Genomic DNA, 15,157 nt, shown 5'->3' with positions numbered 1-15,157 from the left:
ACGATGTCCAAGGACAAACTACTTCCCTCAGCCCCACGCGCGTCGCGCCGTGGTTTCCTGACCGCAGCCGGCGGTCTTGCCGCCACGGCGCTGGCCTCGCAGGCGCGTGCCGGCGTCGGCAATCCCGCCAACCAGCCGCCGAACGTGCCGGAATGGACGCGGACCCTCGGCGAGGGCGTCGCTGTGCGCCCCTACGGCAAGCCGTCGAAGTTCGAGAAGGACGTCGTCCGCCGCGACGTCGAATGGCTGACGGCTTCGCGCGAATCCTCGGTCAGCTTCACGCCGCTGCATGAGCTCGAAGGCATCATCACGCCGAACGGGCTGTGCTTCGAGCGCCATCACGGCGGCGTAGCCGACGTCGATCCGGCCGATCACCGGCTGATGATCCATGGCCTGGTCGAGCGGCCGCTGCTGCTGACGCTCGATGAGCTCAAGCGCTACCCGCGCGTCAACCGCATCCACTTCATGGAATGCGCGGCCAACTCCGGCATGGAGTGGCGCGGCGCCCAGCTCAATGGCTGCCAGTTCACGCATGGCATGATCCACTGCGTGCAATATACCGGCGTCTCGCTGCGCACCCTGCTCGAAGAGGCCGGCGTCAAGACCAACGGCAAATGGCTGCTGGTGGAGGGCGCCGACTCCGCGTCGATGGATCGCAGCCTGCCGATCGAGAAGGCGCTCGACGACTGCATCATCGCCTACAAGATGAACGGCGAGGCGCTGTATCCCGAGCAGGGCTATCCGATGCGCCTGGTCGTGCCGGGCTGGCAGGGCAATCTCTGGGTCAAGTGGCTGCGCCGTATCAAGGTCGGCGACCAGCCCTGGCACACCCGCGAGGAAACCTCGAAATACACCGATCTCTTGCCGAACGGAAAGGCGCGGCGCTTCACCTGGGCGATGGATGCCAAGTCGGTGATCACGAGCCCGAGCCCGCAGGCGCCGATCAAGCACGGCAAGGGCTTTACGATCGTCTCAGGGCTGGCGTGGTCGGGCAACGGCAAGGTCAAGCGCGTCGACGTCTCGCTCGATGGTGGCCGCAACTGGTGGCCGGCGCGGATCGACGGCCCGGTGCTCGACAAGGCGCTGACCCGGTTCTACTACGAGTTCGACTGGAACGGCGAGCCGCTGCTGCTGCAGTCGCGCGTCCAGGACGAGACCGGCTACGTCCAGCCGTCCAAGGCCGAGCTGCGCAAGGTCCGCGGCTACAACTCCATCTATCACAACAATGGCATCCAGACCTGGCATGTGCAGGCAAACGGTGAGGTCGAGAATGTCGAGGTCGCCTAAGCTCATCATTGCCGCCGCAGCGCTGGCAACGCTTGCGGGCTCGGCGGCGTTCGCCGGCGGTCCGAGCGAGAAGACCGAGGCCAAGTCCGATGCCAAGGCGCCGCAGCGCTTCAACATCGGCCGCGCGCCGAGCGCTGAGGAGATCCGCGGCTGGGACATCGACGTGCGTCCGGACGGGCAGGGGCTGCCAGTCGGCAAGGGCACCGTCGCCCAGGGCGAGAAGCTGTTCATGGACAATTGCGCCAGTTGCCATGGCGAATTCGGCGAGGGTGCCGGCCGCTGGCCGGTGCTCGCCGGCGGCAAGGGATCGCTGACATCAGACAATCCGGTCAAGACGGTCGGTTCCTACTGGCCCTACGCCTCGACGCTGTTCGACTACGTCCGCCACGCGATGCCGTTCGGCAGCCCGCAGTCGCTGAAGGTCGACGAGTACTACGCGCTGGTCGCCTATGTGCTGTATCTGAACGACGTGATCACCGATCAGAACTTCGAGCTGAGCAACAGCAATCTCGCCACGATCAAGATGCCGAACGAGGGCGGGTTCATCATGGATGACCGGAGCACGAGCGAGAAGGCGTTCTGGCAGAAGGATCCTTGCATGAAGAACTGCATCGCGCCGGTCAAGATCACCGGACGCGCGACAGCGGTCGACGTCACGCCGGAAGACAAGGACGGCAAGCCGCGAGGCGTCGAGTGAGGATTGCCGGATGCAGCCGCCGCCAGATGCTGTTGGCGGCCGCATCCGTCGCCCTGGCCGGAAGCGGGGTTGCGTCCGTCGCCACTGCAGCCGAGCCACATAGGCTCGCGTTGCAGATCAGCGACGAGGATCCGGCCAAGATGCGCGCGGTGCTCGACGTGGCCGCGAATGTCTCCCGCCACTATTCGGGCGAGGGCGCGGAGGTCGAGATCGTGATCGTCGCGTTCAATGGCGGCCTCGACATGCTGCTGGCCGACCGCTCGCCGGTGAAGGAGCGGGTGCTCGGCTTCGCCAAGTCGATGCCCAATGTGAGCTTCATCGCCTGCGGCAATACCTTGGAGACGCTCGCGAGCAAGGAGGGACGGCAGCCGCCTCTGCTCGACGGTGTCACGGTCGTCAAGACCGGGGTCGCGACCCTGCTGGAGCTGTCCGAGAAGAACTGGACGATCGTGCGTCCCTGAGGAATTTGCGATGCGGTGGTGGCTCGCTCTTGTCGTCTCGTTCATTGCGTCGATCGCCTTCGCGGCCGAGGAGCCGCGCGAGCTCACGATCGGCGGGCGTACGGCGCTCGGCACGCTCCGACTGCCGGCGCAGTCTGGACCGGATGTACCGCTGGTGCTGATGACGCACGGCACGCTCGCGCACAAGGACATGGAGACCATCCAGGGTCTGTCCAAGGCGTTGGCCGAGCGGGGGATCGCGTCGCTCGCGCACAATCTCGTGCTCGGTCTCGATCGCCGCACTGGCATGTACGATTGTGCCAAACCCCATGACTATGTGACGGACGATGCTGTCGTGGAGATCGCCGCCTGGCTGAGTGAAGCGCGCAAGACGTCGTCGCACGTCTTCGTCCTCGGTCATTCGCGCGGCGCCAATCAGGTCGCGCGCTATCTGGCCGCCAATCCCAAAGCGGCGGTCGACGGTGCGATCCTGCTGGCGCCCGCGACGGCGAGCATCGAGGCCGGTTTGAGAGACGCCTATGCGGAGAGCTACGGCCAGCGATTGGCGCCGCTGCTCGACAAGGCTGAGGCAGCGATCGCCGCCGGGCGCGGCGGTGATTGGATGTCGGTGCCGGGCTTCATCTATTGCCGCGATGCCAAGGTGACGGCGCGCGCATTCGCAGCATTCTATCGCGCCGACCGGCGTCAGGATACGGCGGCGCTGGTCGCCGATGTGAGCCTGCCGGTTCTGGTGCTTGCGGCAGCGCAAGACAAGACGGTACCGGACGTGGCAGCGTCGTTCGCGCCGCTGGCGTCACGCGCCGGCAGCCGTGTCCGACTGGAGACGATTGACGACGCAGATCACTTCTTTCGCGATCTCGCCGCCGAGGATGCCGCTGATCGCATCGCAGGATTCATTGCAGCCGCGCGTTAGGAGCCACCATGGAACGTCGATCTTTGATGCAAGCCGGTCTTGCCGGCCTGTTTGGAATCTTCGGTGTCAGCAGCGCACGCGCGGCGACGGAATCTCCGCGCCAGCGCGTCGCCTATCATCTCGCCGATCAGGACCGCGCCCTGTTCGTTCTCGGCAACCTCCAGAACCACGTCGATGGCACCGGAGGACCTGGACGCGCAGACATTCGCCTGGTGATCCACGGTCCGGGCTTGCGGGCCTTTCATGCGATTTCGGCCGACCAGACCATCTCGGCTCTGGCCGAGCGCCTCATGAAAGCCGGCGTCGGCTTCGAGGCCTGTGCGAACACCATGAAGGCGCAAGGCGTGAAACTCGACGATCTCTTGCCAGGGTTCGCGGTGGCGGAGAAGGGCGGCGTCGTGCGCCTCACGGAGCTGCAGCAGAGTGGATACGCCTACCTGCGCCCGTGACGGGCGCATGCGTCCTTGCCGATGCCGCCCGGCATGTTGAGCGGCAGGCCTGAACGACGGGAGCGCCTGTGCTCACCGCATTGATCGACCTTCTGGGTGAGGAGCTGGTGTCGCTGCTGTGCGGGCTCGCGGCCGGCGGCGCGTTCGGCTTCTTCGCCCAGCGCAGCCGCTTCTGCCTCCGGGCGGCCACGGTCGAGTTCGCGCGCGGGCAGGGCGGTCCGCGGCTGGCGGTGTGGCTCCTCACCTTCGCCTCGGCGCTGCTGGGCACCCAGGCGCTGGTGGCGATGGGCCTGCTCGACGTCTCCGAAGCGCGCCAGCTGGCGCAGCAGGGCAGCATTTCCGGCGCGATGATCGGCGGCACGCTGTTCGGCTGCGGCATGATCCTGGCGAGAGGCTGTGCCAGCCGTCTGCTGGTGCTCTCGGCCAACGGCAATCTGCGGGCGCTGCTGTCCGGCCTCGTCTTCGCGGTGACGGCGCAGTCGGCCTATCGCGGCCTGCTCGCGCCGGCACGCGAGTGGCTCACCAATCTTTGGCTCGTCGACGGCGGACCGTCGCGCGACATCATGAGCCTGTTCGGCGGGGGTACGCCCGAGAAGCTCGGCTTCGGCATGCTGTGGTTCCTGGCCGGGCTCGCCGCCGTGTCGAAGTTTCAGGTTGGCCCGAAGATCCTGCGCTCGGCGGTGGCCGCGGGCGCGGCGGTCGCCGGGGGCTGGCTCCTCACCTATCAGCTCGGCCAGGCCTCGTTCTCGCCGGTGCCGCTGAAGAGCCTGACATTCAGCGGTCCTTCGGCGGAGCTGCTGATGCAGGTGCTCGCCAGCCCGCAACTGAAGCCGGGCTTCGATCTCGGCATCATTCCGGGGGTGTTCATCGGCTCGTTCGTTGCGGCTGCGCTGGCGCGTGAACTCAATCTCGAAGGCTTCTCGGATGGGCGCGGCATGCGCCGTTACATGATCGGCGCCGTCCTGATGGGATTCGGTGCGATGCTGGCGGGCGGCTGCGCCGTTGGCGCCGGCGTAACCGGGGCATCGGTGTTTGCGCTCACAGCGTGGATCGTGCTCGGTGGCATGTGGTTGGGTGCGGCCGTCACCGATTTTGTCGTCGACCGCTGGCTGTTCGCCACCAAGCCGGCGCAGAGCCCGGTTCAGTCGCCCTCCGTCATGCCTTCTTGAGGCATCCTGCGGAAGCGAGCCTGCTTCTGCTGAGCGGCATTGGACATGCAGCGTCAAGGCGCAGCATCCATGAATCTCCGGGACCTGTCTGTCACAGGCTCGTCGACGCGTGGCGTGTCGGCGCACTTCAAGCCTCCGACGAAGAACATTGTCTGATCAGATCGGATCGAGCCCGAAGACACGCGTCTTTGCGTCGTCACGCCGGAGCGCAGATCGCGTAGTCCGCGGATTGGCCACAGGAGATGCGTGCCGAACACGGCATTCGGACCATCGTGCCCGATCATGACGTTGGTAGATTCCAGTCTGGAAATCCCGCCCGTTAACCAATTTGCGAAGGTCGGGTGATACCGTCGCGAGGGGACGACGCAATCATGCGGCGGACCGATACGAATCGCCGGGACTACGAAAGGCACGCGTGATGTCGCAACTCTCCATTCGAGCAAAAATGGCGGCCGTCATTGCGCTGCTGCTGGTGGCGATGACCATCGTCGGGTTGCTGGCCGTCCGCGGCATGCAGACAATCAATACGCATACCGAACAGATCGCCAAGAACTGGCTGCCGAGCGTGCGCGTGCTCGGCGAGTTGCGTTCGGCGATCAATCTCAATCGGGCGCAGCTGCGAGCCTACATGACGGCAGATACGACTGAGGAGAAGGACAATCTCGACCGCAACATGAAGGCAACGCTCGCCGTCATCGCGACGGCGCGCCGCTCCTATGAGGCGATGATCTCGTCGGCCGAGGAGCGCAGCCTGTTCGAGAGCTGGTCGCGGGGCTGGGAGCAATATGTCAAGGCTGCCGATGGTGTGCTCGAGGTGCTGCGCGCAGGGAACGGCAACGCGACCAAGCAGGCGAGCGATCTGTTCAACAAGACGGTCCGGAGCGTCGCCAATCAGTCGGACGAATTTCTTCGAAAGCTGATTGACCTCAACAATCGTGGCGCCGACGCCGAAACCAAGATCGCCGCGGATGGCTATGCCGAGGCATTTGCATTGATGTCGACGGTCATCGTCCTTGCCGTTCTCACCGGCATCGGCGTCGGAAGCTGGTTCGTTCGCGACATTTCCCGGTGCATCGCTTCCATCATCAGGCCGATGCAGGCGCTCGGTGAGGGTAACCTGGCGATCGAGATCCCCTATCGCGGTCAGAAGACCGAAGTAGGCATGATGGCCGACGCCCTGGAGGTTTTCAAGACCGCCTTGATTGCGAAGAAGCAGGCCGACGATATCGCTTCGAGAGAGGCAGAGGTGAAACTGGAACGCGGCCGGCGGCTCGACGAGATCACTGGCCGCTTCGAGGCCGTGGTCGGCGAGATCGTCGACACCGTGTCCACGGCATCGAGCACTTTGGAAGGTCACGCCGGCGGCCTCAGCAACACGGCGAGCCGTGCACAGAACCTGGCCACATCCGTCACCGCAGCTTCCGAGGAAGCCTGCACCAATGTGCAGTCGGTGGCATCTGCGACCGAGGAACTCTCGGCGTCCGTCAACGAGATCAGCAGGCAAGTCCAGGATTCGGCCCGGATGGCCAATGAGGCGGTGGCACAGGCCCGCAAGACCAATGAACAGGTCAGCGAGCTCTCGAAGTCCGCTGCCCGCATCGGCGACGTCGTCGAGCTGATCAATACGATTGCCGGACAGACCAATCTGCTCGCGCTGAATGCAACGATCGAGGCCGCACGCGCCGGCGAGGCCGGCCGCGGATTTGCGGTGGTCGCATCCGAGGTCAAGGCGCTGGCCGAGCAGACGGCGAAGGCCACGGGCGAGATCGGCCAGCAGATCTCCGGCATCCAGTCCGCCACCCAGCAATCCGTCGGTGCCATCCGCGACATCAGCATCACCATCGAGAAATTGCAGGAGATTTCGTCGACGATCGCATCGGCCGTGGAGCAGCAGGGCGCTGCCACGCAGGAGATCTCGCGCAACGTCCAGCACGCGGCGGCGGGAACGCAGCAGGTCTCAGCCAACGTTGCGGATGTGCAGCGCGGCGCCGTCGATACCGGAACCGCCGCGTCCCAGGTGCTGTCCGCCGCGAAATCGCTGGCCGACGACAGTGCCAGACTAAGCATGGAAGTGAAGAAGTTCATCGCCGGCGTGAGAGCCGCCTAGGAACTCGCGGCGACTGAGACCCGCGCAGATCCGATCTCGCCGCCACTCGCCGGGCCCTCGCTTCTGCGTTGGCCCGTGAGCCTCATCTCGAGGACTTCTCCCGCGGCCGCGGCAAGCTGCGCGACCGAGTCGTGTGGTGACGGTGGATCTGCGAGAGGCCGGGCCGACATGAACAGCGCGTCGGGCTGCGGCGGATCATGCTCCGCTGCGGTTTGCTCGGGCCTGCGATCCCCGAGGTCGTCCGTGCAGCTGGGTCCTCGCCGTCACGCTGCCGCAGGACCTCGCCTTTCACGTATCGGCACCGGCTGATTTATAATTGCATAAATTCGAATATATGCATATGGTGGCGTGCGTCGGTCGCGCCGTTGGACCGCGTCAGCAGGGAGGATCCGTCGTGGCAATGATGAACGATGTGATGGTCAAGGATCTGGGCCAGTCCGGGCGCATCGACTGGTCGCCTTATCTGGTCGGCGCCGGCATCGGCATCCTCAGCTGGGTGGCCTTTGCCGGGTTCGGCGACCCGCTCGGTGTGACGACGGCGTTCTCGCGCATCGCGTCGCTGTTCGCCGTGCCGGTGATCGGATCCGACGCCGTCGCCGCCAACAGCTATTGGAAGTCGATGCCGTTGAAATGGGACTATGGCGTCTGGTTTCTGGTCGGCATTCCGCTCGGCGCATTCTTGTCGGCGGTTGTCTCCGGCACGTGGCGGCTCGAGCTGGTGCCGGAGGTCTGGAGGGAGCGCTTTGGTCCGTCGGTGTTCAAGCGCTTCGTCGCTGCGTTTCTCGGCGGCATCGTCATCATGTATGGCGCGCGTCTGGCCGGCGGCTGCACCAGCGGCCACGGCATTTCAGGCGGTCTGCAACTGGCGCTGTCGAGCTGGCTGTTCCTCGCCGTGATGTTCGCGACCGGCCTGGTGGTGTCGCGCGTCATGTTCCGCAAAGCATAGGAGAAGGGCCATGACGTCATTGATGAGCATCGCCGGCCCGCTGTTGATGGGCGCCGTGTTCGGCTATCTCCTGCAGCAGGGCAAGGTCACGAGCTGCAACGTGATCGAGAACCAGTTCCGGCTGCGCGACTTCACCGTGCTGAAGGTGATGGGCACGGCGATCGTGGTCGGCGGTATCGGCGTTCTGCTGCTGGTCGATACCGGCAACACCAAGTATTACGTCAAGGACGCCAACATGCTTGCGGTCGCGCTCGGCGCGGCGCTGTTCGGCGTCGGCATGGTGGTTTACGGCTACTGCCCGGGCACCGCGCTCGGCGCCATCGCCAGCGGCAGCGTGCATGCCGCAGTGGGCGCTTTCGGCATGATCGTCGGTGCGATCCTCTATGCGCTGAGCTTCGACTGGGTGAAGGCCCACGTCCTGAACGTTTGGGCGCTCGGCAAGGTGCGGCTGCCCGACATCACCGGCGTGCCGGATGGCGTCTGGTTCGCCGCGCTGGCGATCGGTGCAGGTGCGTTCTTCTTCTGGGTCGAAGCGTCCGGGGCCAAAGCGAAGCGGACACAGGGCTAGGCTGAGTCGCCCGAATGCCCCTATGTCAAACAGTGAGAGGTTCCTCCCATGCTATCAGGACTGTTCAGCAGGTTGACCGGGTCGACCAGCGTGCCGGCGATCGAGCATGATGAGCTGGTGCGGGCGCATCAGCAGCGGAGCTGCGTCATCGTCGACGTGCGCGAGCCGCATGAGTTCAAGGGCGGCCACATCCCTGGCGCCGTCAATCACCCGCTGTCGCGTTTCGACCCGGGCAGCCTCGTGCACGACAAGCCGGTGGTTCTGATCTGCCAGGCCGGCGGCCGCTCGGCCACCGCCCTGCGGCGGGCGCTGTCGGCCGGGCGGCAGGATATCCGCCACTATGCCGGCGGCATGAGCGGCTGGCGGGCGCGCGGCGGTCCTGTTGCCTGAACGCGCCCTGCCGGACAGGTCGGACGTTCTGCTCTGTCAGGACGTTCCGAGCGGATCCGTTCTGGTTGAGATGAAATGATCTGCAACCAGCATGGATTGCGGCAGGTTAAGAGCAAAGTGTGCGGCGGAAAGCTTCGATAGCCGTTCTCGCCTCGCAGCAGCTAATCTGCTGTTGGTCCAGTCCATTGGTTGACTCGTTCAGGAATAATTAGTTGCAACGCTGCAATACTCGAACACCGGTCGACGTTCGAGGATTGCATGTTGAAGTTTGTTGGCTTGAGAACCCGGATCACCCTTTCTCTGGTGATCGGTGCGGCAGCGACGGCCCTCTTCGTGCTGCTGGTCGCCATGTGGATCATCGGCGGTATCATCGACCGCGCCAATGAGCGCGAGCTCCACGCCCAATATGACGCCTTCAATTCGCGCCTGCAGCTGGAGTCGACCCGCGCGGAAGCGATGAGCGCGGTGGTCGCCAAGATCCCTGCTGTCCAGGACGCCATGGCGCAGAACGACCGCGACGCCTTGATGCGGCTGTTCGGCGCGGGCATGGCCAGCCTGAAATCCGATTACGGCGTCGACCAGTTTCAGTTTCACACGCCGCCGGCGATGTCCTTCCTGCGGGTGCACCAGCCCGCCAAGTTCGGCGACGATCTGTCGGGATTCCGCAAGACGGTGGTGGCCGCCAACACCGACCGCAAGCCGATCGTCGGGCTGGAGGGCGGCGTTGCCGGCCTCGGCCTCCGCGGCGTCGTACCGATCGTTTCCGCCGGCAAACATCTGGGTTCGGTCGAGTTCGGCCTGACCTTTGGCCAAAACTTCTTCGACGAGTTCAAGCGCAGCCGGAATGTCGAGGTTGCGTTCCGCCTGGCCGGTGACACCGGCTTCAAGCTGTTCGCGACGACGATCGGGGAGACCTCCTTCTTTGCAAGCGGCGACTATCGGGAGGCATCGGCCGGCAGCTTCCTGTCGCGCCAAGGACAGCTCAAGGGTGTTCCGGTCGTCGCGCTGCTGGGCCCGATCAAGGATTTCTCCGGCAAGCCGATCGGGGCCGTCGAGATCATCATGGACAACAGCGAGTTCATCCAGGCCCGCAATCGCGCCGGGGCGTTGGCGATCGGGATGACGCTGGCCGGCCTCGTGCTGATCGCGCTCGCCGGGCTGTTGATCGCGCGCAGCATCTCCCGCCCGATCGTCCAGATGACGAGCGCCATGCGCGAGCTCGCCGACGGCAACCTGGACGTTCGCGTCCCGGCCGACTGGCGCAAGGACGAGGTCGGACAGATGGCACGCGCCGTTTCGATCTTCAGGGACAACGCCGTCCGGATGAGGGATCTGCAGGCGGAGCAGGAGAAGGCCCAGGCTCGTGCCGAGGAGGACCGGCGCCGCATGCTGATGGAGGTGGCCGATGGCTTCGAGGCCAGCGTCCGCGGCGTCGTCGACGCCGTGTCGGCTGCGGCCATCGAAATGGAGGCGACCGCCCGTTCGATGTCGGTGACGATCGATCAGTCGAAGCAGCAGGCCCTGACGGTATCGCAGGCGTGCGGCTCCGCGTCGGACAATGTCAACACCGTTGCCTCGGCGGCCGAGGAGCTGTCATCCTCGATGAACGAGATCAGCAAGACGCTCGAGCGTGCGTCGTCCGTGGTTCGCAAGGCCGCGGACGAAGGGCAGCAATCCAACGACAAGGTGCAGCGGCTCAACATTGCGGCCAGCAAGATCGGCGAGGTCGTCGCACTCATCACCCAGATCGCCAGCCAGACCAATCTGCTGGCGCTGAATGCGACGATCGAGGCCGCGCGCGCCGGCGAGTCGGGCAGGGGATTCGCCGTCGTCGCCAGCGAGGTGAAGACGCTGGCGACCCAAACGGCCAAGGCGACCGAAGAGATTGGTGCTCAGATCGCCGCGGTTCAGGCCGAAACCGCCGCCGCGGTCCAGAGCATCGGCATGATCTGCACCACGATCCAGGAGGTCGACGAGATCTCGACCATCATCGCCTCATCGATCGCGCAACAGGACGCCGCGACCCGCGAGATCGCCGGCAATGTGAACGTCGTCGCCGGCAAGACCCAGGACGTCACGCGCAACATCGCGGGCGTCACGTCCGGGGTGGTGCAGACCGGCCACGCCGCCAACGAGGTGCTGTCGGCGGCCGGGGAGCTCGCGCAGCAGTCGACCCGGCTGCGTAGCGAGGTCAACCAGTTCCTAGCCCATATCAGGGCGGCCTGACCGGTCGTTGGGTGGCTGAAGTACAAGCTCGCCGACACGCCGATCACTCCGGCGTATCCGCCACGGGCGCGAGCCGGGGCGGGGGCTCCTGTCCCGTGGCTCATCCCTGCTTCGCGGCCGCCTTCTCGAGCCGCTTCGCCATCACGCGCCAATAGGTGGCCGGCATGAACCGCTGCAGGAGATCCATGAAGCGCGCATCGCCGCCAATCAGGATGCGGGGCTCATTGCGCTCGATGCCCTCGATGATCCGCAACGCGGCGTCGCGCGGGCTGGTCCTGGCAAGCCGCTCGAACCGCTCGATGGCCTGCACGCGGCGCGCATTGTCGGTCATGCCCTGGCCGGCGCGGGCATTGCGCGCAATCGCCGTGGCGATGCCGCCGGGATGCACGACGGACAGCCGCACGGGACTGCCGGCGGCTGTGAGTTCGTGACGCAGGCTCTCGGAAAATCCCCTTACTGCGAACTTTGCCGCGGCGTAGGCCGATTGGCCGGGCGGAGCGATGATGCCGAAGATCGAGGACAGGTTGACGACGTGCGCTTCGCGCTGGCGCGAAAGATGCGGCAGGAACGCGCGCGTGCCGTGCACGACGCCCCAGAAATTGATGTTGAACAGCCACTCCATCTCCGCCTGATCGATCTCGGCGAAGCTGCCGAACAGTGCCACGCCAGCATTGTTGACGACGATGTTGAGGCCGGGATGCGCGCGGGTCGCGTCTACTGCGAACTGGGTGACTGCAGCCACATCGCTGACGTCCAGCCGGTGCGTGGTCACCTTGCGGCCGCTTGCGGTGAGTTCGGCGGCGAGGCTTGCGAGGCCCGCCTCGTCGCGGTCGGCGAGCGCGAGATCGCAACCGCGGGCCGCCAGCTCCTGCGCCAGCGCACGGCCAATGCCGCTGGCTGCGCCTGTCACGGCGGCAGATGCGCCTCGAATGATCGTCATTGTCGCTTCACTCCCCTGATCGACCGGTTCTGCGTGCCTGTTCCAATTGCAGCTGGGTTTTCGGCCACTTTTTCTGATTGGAACCGAACCATCCGGCCGTTCAGCTTTTAACTCACATTACTTTGCGAGCACACATTCGTGGAGGACCTGCATGGGACAGTCGCAACCTTTTCGCGCCACCGCACTGATCGTGGAAGACGATCTGGCGCAGCGCGAGATGATCACGCTGCTGCTCGAAGAGAGCGAGTACGACGTGATCGCGTGTGAGAGCGCGGAGGCCGCCGAACTCGTCCTGAACAAGCCGGGTCATCGCATCGTGCTGCTGATGACCGACGTCAATCTGGCGGGCCGCATGAACGGGGTCGAGCTTGCCCATCTCGCCAAGGCGCGTCACCCCCACATCAATGTGGTCGTCACTTCTGGCCGGCCGTTGTCGCAGCCGCTGCCGGGCGGCACGAAGTTCTGGAGCAAGCCGTGGGCGCCGCTGGACGTGCTGCGCGAAGCCGAGGTGACGCTCGAGCGCACGCCCGATATCAGGTGAGGCGTGTTGCGTGGCAACCGCCGACCGGTGGAGACGTAGGATCGGCTAGCGGGTCGAGCTGACTGAGAGCCGGGTGGAAGCCGCGCTCCCACCCGGGAAGTGCAACTACTTCTTCTTGGCAGCCTTCTTGGTCTTCTTCGCAGCTTTCTTGGTGGCCTTTGCGGCCTTCTTCGCCTTCTTCGCCATGGAATCCTCGTCAGGAGTTGATGGATTGCAACGCGACTTTGAGGCTTCGCTGGCGCACGCCAGCCATGCATCAGCCTCGGGTGTCGATCCCAGCAGATTCGCGAAGCTCTGCCTCACGCTGTCACCAGCGCGGTTGCGCTTATCCACAGCTCGATGCATTCGCCGGCCAGTTGCGCCGCTGGCGCTCGGGGTGTGACAAGGTTAGCGGATCGTAAAAGGTGTCTTCATTGATTCAAAACCAAGGCGCAACCTTGGTTGGGCCCTTGAGGAACCGTTAACTGCGCCGCGCCCATGTTGCCTCGAGCAACAGGGTAGCTCATGAGCGCGGCGTTATTGAACATCGAGGACAGGACCTGCGGCGTCCTGCTGTCGGGATGCTGAACGTTCCGACGCTGTGGACCGCCTTCGTGGTCAATTTCCTCGCGTTGGGCCTGATCTGGGCCTACGTGATGCGCAGCTATCCCAATCTGGATTCGGCGCGGTACTGGACGGCATCTGCGTTCATGTGCGCGCCGGCGGCGGCGTTCGCGCTGACGCGGTTCTATTTCGGCTCGTTCGTTCCGCTGCTGGTCGGCGGCTCGCTGATGACCTTCGCGATCTGCCTCGCGGCGATGGGCGTCGAGCGCTTCTATGGCTCCAGGGCGTCGTGGCGACTGAGCTTGACCGTCGTCGCGATGACCTGCTCGTCGATCGCATTTTTCCAATACGGATACGACCACGGCCCGCTGAGGATCCTGTGCTACTCGATCGGGCAGGCGGTCCCCATGGCGATCATCGCGCGGCTGGTGCTGGATGCGAGGCGCGGGCCCGTCAATCCGGGAGCGCGGCTGGCCGGCCTGCTGTCCGTTCTGATCATCGCGGTGTTTGCCGCGCGCTCGATCGGGGCGTTCATCGGCGCCGATTTCAATTTCAGCCGCTCCACCAGCGGTCAGGCCGCCGCGGTGCTGCTGCTGATCTTCCTGTCGATGTCGCTCAATTTCGGCTTCCTGCTGATGGCGGTGGACCGGCTGCGCAACGAGGTCGCCGACCTCGCGCTGCTCGACGATCTCACCGGCGTCGCCAACCGCCGTCACCTGATGCAGCGCCTGAGCGAGGAATGCGCGCGCGCCGAGCGCTCGCGGCGGCCGTTCGCGCTATTGGTGATCGATCTCGACGGCTTCAAGATCATCAACGACACCCATGGCCATGCCGCCGGCGATGCCTGCCTGCAGCACTTCACGCTGATGGCCCAGACCCGGCTGCGCCCCGGCGACATGCTGGCGCGCACCGGCGGCGACGAATTCTGCATCGTGCTGCCGGCGTCCGCCTTGCGCGAAGGCGCGATGATCGCGCGGCGCATCCTGCAGGTCTGCCGCGACGATGCGGAGGCCTGTGCCGGCGCCGAGGTGCCGATCGAGGTCTCGATCGGCGTCGCCGAATGGACCGAGGATGTCGGCGCATTCCCCGACCGGCTGATGGCGCGAGCGGACCAGGCGCTCTATGCCGCCAAGAAGGAGGGCAAGAACCGCTATGCCGTCTTCGCCGCCGACCACGAGACGCCGACATTGGCGCCGGACCAGATCGAGCCGATGATGGCGCCGCCGCGTCGGCAGGATGCCGCTGCCGGGTAGCCGGTGCTATCGTTGCCGACCATGAGGCCGGTCCTGTTCTCCCTCCGCGCAGCGCTCGCGCTGCTTCTCGTCGCGCTGCCTCTGCCTGTTGCGGCTGAGGATCTCACGTCGCTCGCCCGTTCGTCGGGCACGCCGGACATCCCGGGACTGAAGATGGTCTGGCTGGCGCCGTGGGGCGATCCGCACCTCGCCCATCCCTGGACCAACATCATCGTCCACCAGACCGAGGGCCCGGCCGGGTCGGCGCGGGCGGGGGCGCTGGCGCAGGCCAAGAATCCGAAACGGCGCGGCGTCACCGTGTGGGTGGAAACCGACGGCACGGTGTATTGGGCGGTGCCGGACACCCTGGTGACCTTGCATGGCGACGGCGCCAACCGCAACGACAGCCGCTATATCGACAACGGCCCCACCTATCGCAAGGTCGTGCGCGACAATTCCATTGGCGTGGAGTTCGCCGGCAACTATCCCGACGTCACCACGCCTCCGACGGACGCCCAGGTCGCCGCCTGGCGCGTGCTCTCGAAGCTGCTCCGGCTGCGCTATGGCATCGCCCGGGAGCGGATCTATGCGCACAACTGGATCGACTACAAGGACGCCCGCCACTGCGAGGGCTGTGCGCTCGCCGAGCTCGCCCGCGCCGCGCCCGACTAACTGCACCTAACAAGAA

General features: G+C 65.5%; 16 protein-coding genes. 14 read left to right on the top strand and 2 right to left on the bottom strand.

Annotation, left to right across the window (positions count from 1 at the left end):
* Nucleotides 1-3 precede the first annotated feature (3 nt).
* The 11 genes from soxC (at nt 4) to QX094_RS07515 (ending at nt 11,213) form a co-directional block, all read left to right on the top strand.
* A complete protein-coding gene (gene soxC / locus QX094_RS07565; RefSeq protein WP_315826663.1) occupies nt 4-1,287 on the top strand; it encodes a sulfite dehydrogenase in 1,284 nt (427 codons plus the stop codon).
* Complete coding sequence (locus tag QX094_RS07560) at nt 1,226-1,984, top strand: cytochrome c (protein ID WP_316186278.1); 759 nt, start codon at nt 1,226-1,228, stop codon at nt 1,982-1,984. Before soxC ends, QX094_RS07560 begins: the two co-directional genes overlap by 62 nt.
* Nucleotides 1,985-2,010: 26 nt before the next feature.
* Entirely contained in the window at nt 2,011-2,445 is a 435-nt protein-coding gene (locus QX094_RS07555) for a hypothetical protein (RefSeq protein WP_316171783.1), read from the top strand.
* A gap of 10 nt (nt 2,446-2,455) precedes the next feature.
* Nucleotides 2,456-3,358 (top strand): alpha/beta hydrolase, encoded by a 903-nt coding sequence (locus tag QX094_RS07550; protein WP_315718304.1) that lies wholly within the window; start codon nt 2,456-2,458, stop codon nt 3,356-3,358.
* An 8-nt stretch (nt 3,359-3,366) separates the two neighbouring features.
* Complete coding sequence (locus QX094_RS07545) at nt 3,367-3,807, top strand: DsrE family protein (RefSeq protein WP_409978004.1); 441 nt, start codon at nt 3,367-3,369, stop codon at nt 3,805-3,807.
* 68 nt (nt 3,808-3,875) lie between these two features.
* Nucleotides 3,876-4,976 carry a YeeE/YedE family protein gene (locus QX094_RS07540; RefSeq protein WP_315754833.1) on the top strand — a complete coding sequence of 367 codons (1,101 nt, stop codon included), beginning with the start codon at nt 3,876-3,878 and terminating at the stop codon, nt 4,974-4,976.
* Nucleotides 4,977-5,394: 418 nt separating this feature from the next.
* Nucleotides 5,395-7,083, top strand: a complete 1,689-nt coding sequence (locus tag QX094_RS07535) for a methyl-accepting chemotaxis protein (RefSeq protein WP_316186279.1) — start codon at nt 5,395-5,397, stop codon at nt 7,081-7,083.
* Nucleotides 7,084-7,486: 403 nt separating this feature from the next.
* Nucleotides 7,487-8,029 (top strand): YeeE/YedE thiosulfate transporter family protein, encoded by a 543-nt coding sequence (locus QX094_RS07530; protein WP_316186283.1) that lies wholly within the window; start codon nt 7,487-7,489, stop codon nt 8,027-8,029.
* 10 nt (nt 8,030-8,039) lie between these two features.
* Nucleotides 8,040-8,597, top strand: a complete 558-nt coding sequence (locus tag QX094_RS07525) for a YeeE/YedE thiosulfate transporter family protein (protein ID WP_316186280.1) — start codon at nt 8,040-8,042, stop codon at nt 8,595-8,597.
* A 48-nt stretch (nt 8,598-8,645) separates the two neighbouring features.
* Complete coding sequence (locus tag QX094_RS07520) at nt 8,646-8,987, top strand: rhodanese-like domain-containing protein (protein ID WP_315718300.1); 342 nt, start codon at nt 8,646-8,648, stop codon at nt 8,985-8,987.
* Between the two features lie 258 nt (nt 8,988-9,245).
* Entirely contained in the window at nt 9,246-11,213 is a 1,968-nt protein-coding gene (locus tag QX094_RS07515) for a methyl-accepting chemotaxis protein (RefSeq protein WP_316186281.1), read from the top strand.
* A 100-nt stretch (nt 11,214-11,313) separates the two neighbouring features.
* Here the strand turns inward: QX094_RS07515 and QX094_RS07510 are convergent, their stop codons facing one another.
* Nucleotides 11,314-12,153, bottom strand: a complete 840-nt coding sequence (locus QX094_RS07510) for an SDR family NAD(P)-dependent oxidoreductase (RefSeq protein WP_315718299.1) — start codon at nt 12,151-12,153, stop codon at nt 11,314-11,316.
* A gap of 151 nt (nt 12,154-12,304) precedes the next feature.
* Here QX094_RS07510 and QX094_RS07505 point away from each other — a divergent pair, with 151 nt between their 5' ends.
* Nucleotides 12,305-12,694 (top strand): response regulator, encoded by a 390-nt coding sequence (locus QX094_RS07505; protein ID WP_315718298.1) that lies wholly within the window; start codon nt 12,305-12,307, stop codon nt 12,692-12,694.
* A 105-nt stretch (nt 12,695-12,799) separates the two neighbouring features.
* On the opposite strand, the gene QX094_RS07500 is transcribed toward QX094_RS07505, so the two are convergent.
* On the bottom strand, nt 12,800-13,027 hold the full coding sequence (locus tag QX094_RS07500; protein ID WP_315718297.1) for a hypothetical protein: 228 nt from the start codon (nt 13,025-13,027) through the stop codon (nt 12,800-12,802).
* A 227-nt stretch (nt 13,028-13,254) separates the two neighbouring features.
* On the opposite strand from QX094_RS07500, the gene QX094_RS07495 reads away from it, so the two are divergent.
* Both QX094_RS07495 and QX094_RS07490 read left to right on the top strand, forming a co-directional pair.
* Nucleotides 13,255-14,490, top strand: coding sequence for a GGDEF domain-containing protein (locus QX094_RS07495; protein ID WP_315718296.1), 1,236 nt, complete (start codon nt 13,255-13,257; stop codon nt 14,488-14,490).
* A gap of 21 nt (nt 14,491-14,511) precedes the next feature.
* Nucleotides 14,512-15,141, top strand: coding sequence for a peptidoglycan recognition family protein (locus QX094_RS07490; protein ID WP_316188199.1), 630 nt, complete (start codon nt 14,512-14,514; stop codon nt 15,139-15,141).
* The last annotated feature ends 16 nt before the right edge of the window (nt 15,142-15,157 follow it).

The organism is Bradyrhizobium sp. SZCCHNS1050 (assembly GCF_032484785.1).
Lineage (GTDB): Bacteria > Pseudomonadota > Alphaproteobacteria > Rhizobiales > Xanthobacteraceae > Bradyrhizobium.
The sequence above is the reverse complement of the archived record's forward strand: the minus strand, read 5'-3'. Positions and strand labels throughout refer to the sequence as shown.

Excerpts from the sequence above, each read along its gene's own strand:
- soxC (WP_315826663.1), top strand. The coding sequence starts at position 4 with ATGTCCAAGGACAAACTACTTCCCTCAGCCCCACGCGCGTCGCGCCGT.
- QX094_RS07560 (WP_316186278.1), top strand. The coding sequence starts at position 1,226 with ATGGCATCCAGACCTGGCATGTGCAGGCAAACGGTGAGGTCGAGAATG.
- QX094_RS07555 (WP_316171783.1), top strand. The coding sequence starts at position 2,011 with ATGCTGTTGGCGGCCGCATCCGTCGCCCTGGCCGGAAGCGGGGTTGCG.
- QX094_RS07550 (WP_315718304.1), top strand. The coding sequence starts at position 2,456 with ATGCGGTGGTGGCTCGCTCTTGTCGTCTCGTTCATTGCGTCGATCGCC.
- QX094_RS07545 (WP_409978004.1), top strand. The coding sequence starts at position 3,367 with ATGGAACGTCGATCTTTGATGCAAGCCGGTCTTGCCGGCCTGTTTGGA.
- QX094_RS07535 (WP_316186279.1), top strand. The coding sequence starts at position 5,395 with ATGTCGCAACTCTCCATTCGAGCAAAAATGGCGGCCGTCATTGCGCTG.
- QX094_RS07530 (WP_316186283.1), top strand. The coding sequence starts at position 7,487 with ATGAACGATGTGATGGTCAAGGATCTGGGCCAGTCCGGGCGCATCGAC.
- QX094_RS07525 (WP_316186280.1), top strand. The coding sequence starts at position 8,040 with ATGACGTCATTGATGAGCATCGCCGGCCCGCTGTTGATGGGCGCCGTG.
- QX094_RS07520 (WP_315718300.1), top strand. The coding sequence starts at position 8,646 with ATGCTATCAGGACTGTTCAGCAGGTTGACCGGGTCGACCAGCGTGCCG.
- QX094_RS07515 (WP_316186281.1), top strand. The coding sequence starts at position 9,246 with ATGTTGAAGTTTGTTGGCTTGAGAACCCGGATCACCCTTTCTCTGGTG.
- QX094_RS07510 (WP_315718299.1), bottom strand. The coding sequence starts at position 12,153 with ATGACGATCATTCGAGGCGCATCTGCCGCCGTGACAGGCGCAGCCAGC.
- QX094_RS07505 (WP_315718298.1), top strand. The coding sequence starts at position 12,305 with ATGGGACAGTCGCAACCTTTTCGCGCCACCGCACTGATCGTGGAAGAC.
- QX094_RS07495 (WP_315718296.1), top strand. The coding sequence starts at position 13,255 with ATGCTGAACGTTCCGACGCTGTGGACCGCCTTCGTGGTCAATTTCCTC.
- QX094_RS07490 (WP_316188199.1), top strand. The coding sequence starts at position 14,512 with ATGAGGCCGGTCCTGTTCTCCCTCCGCGCAGCGCTCGCGCTGCTTCTC.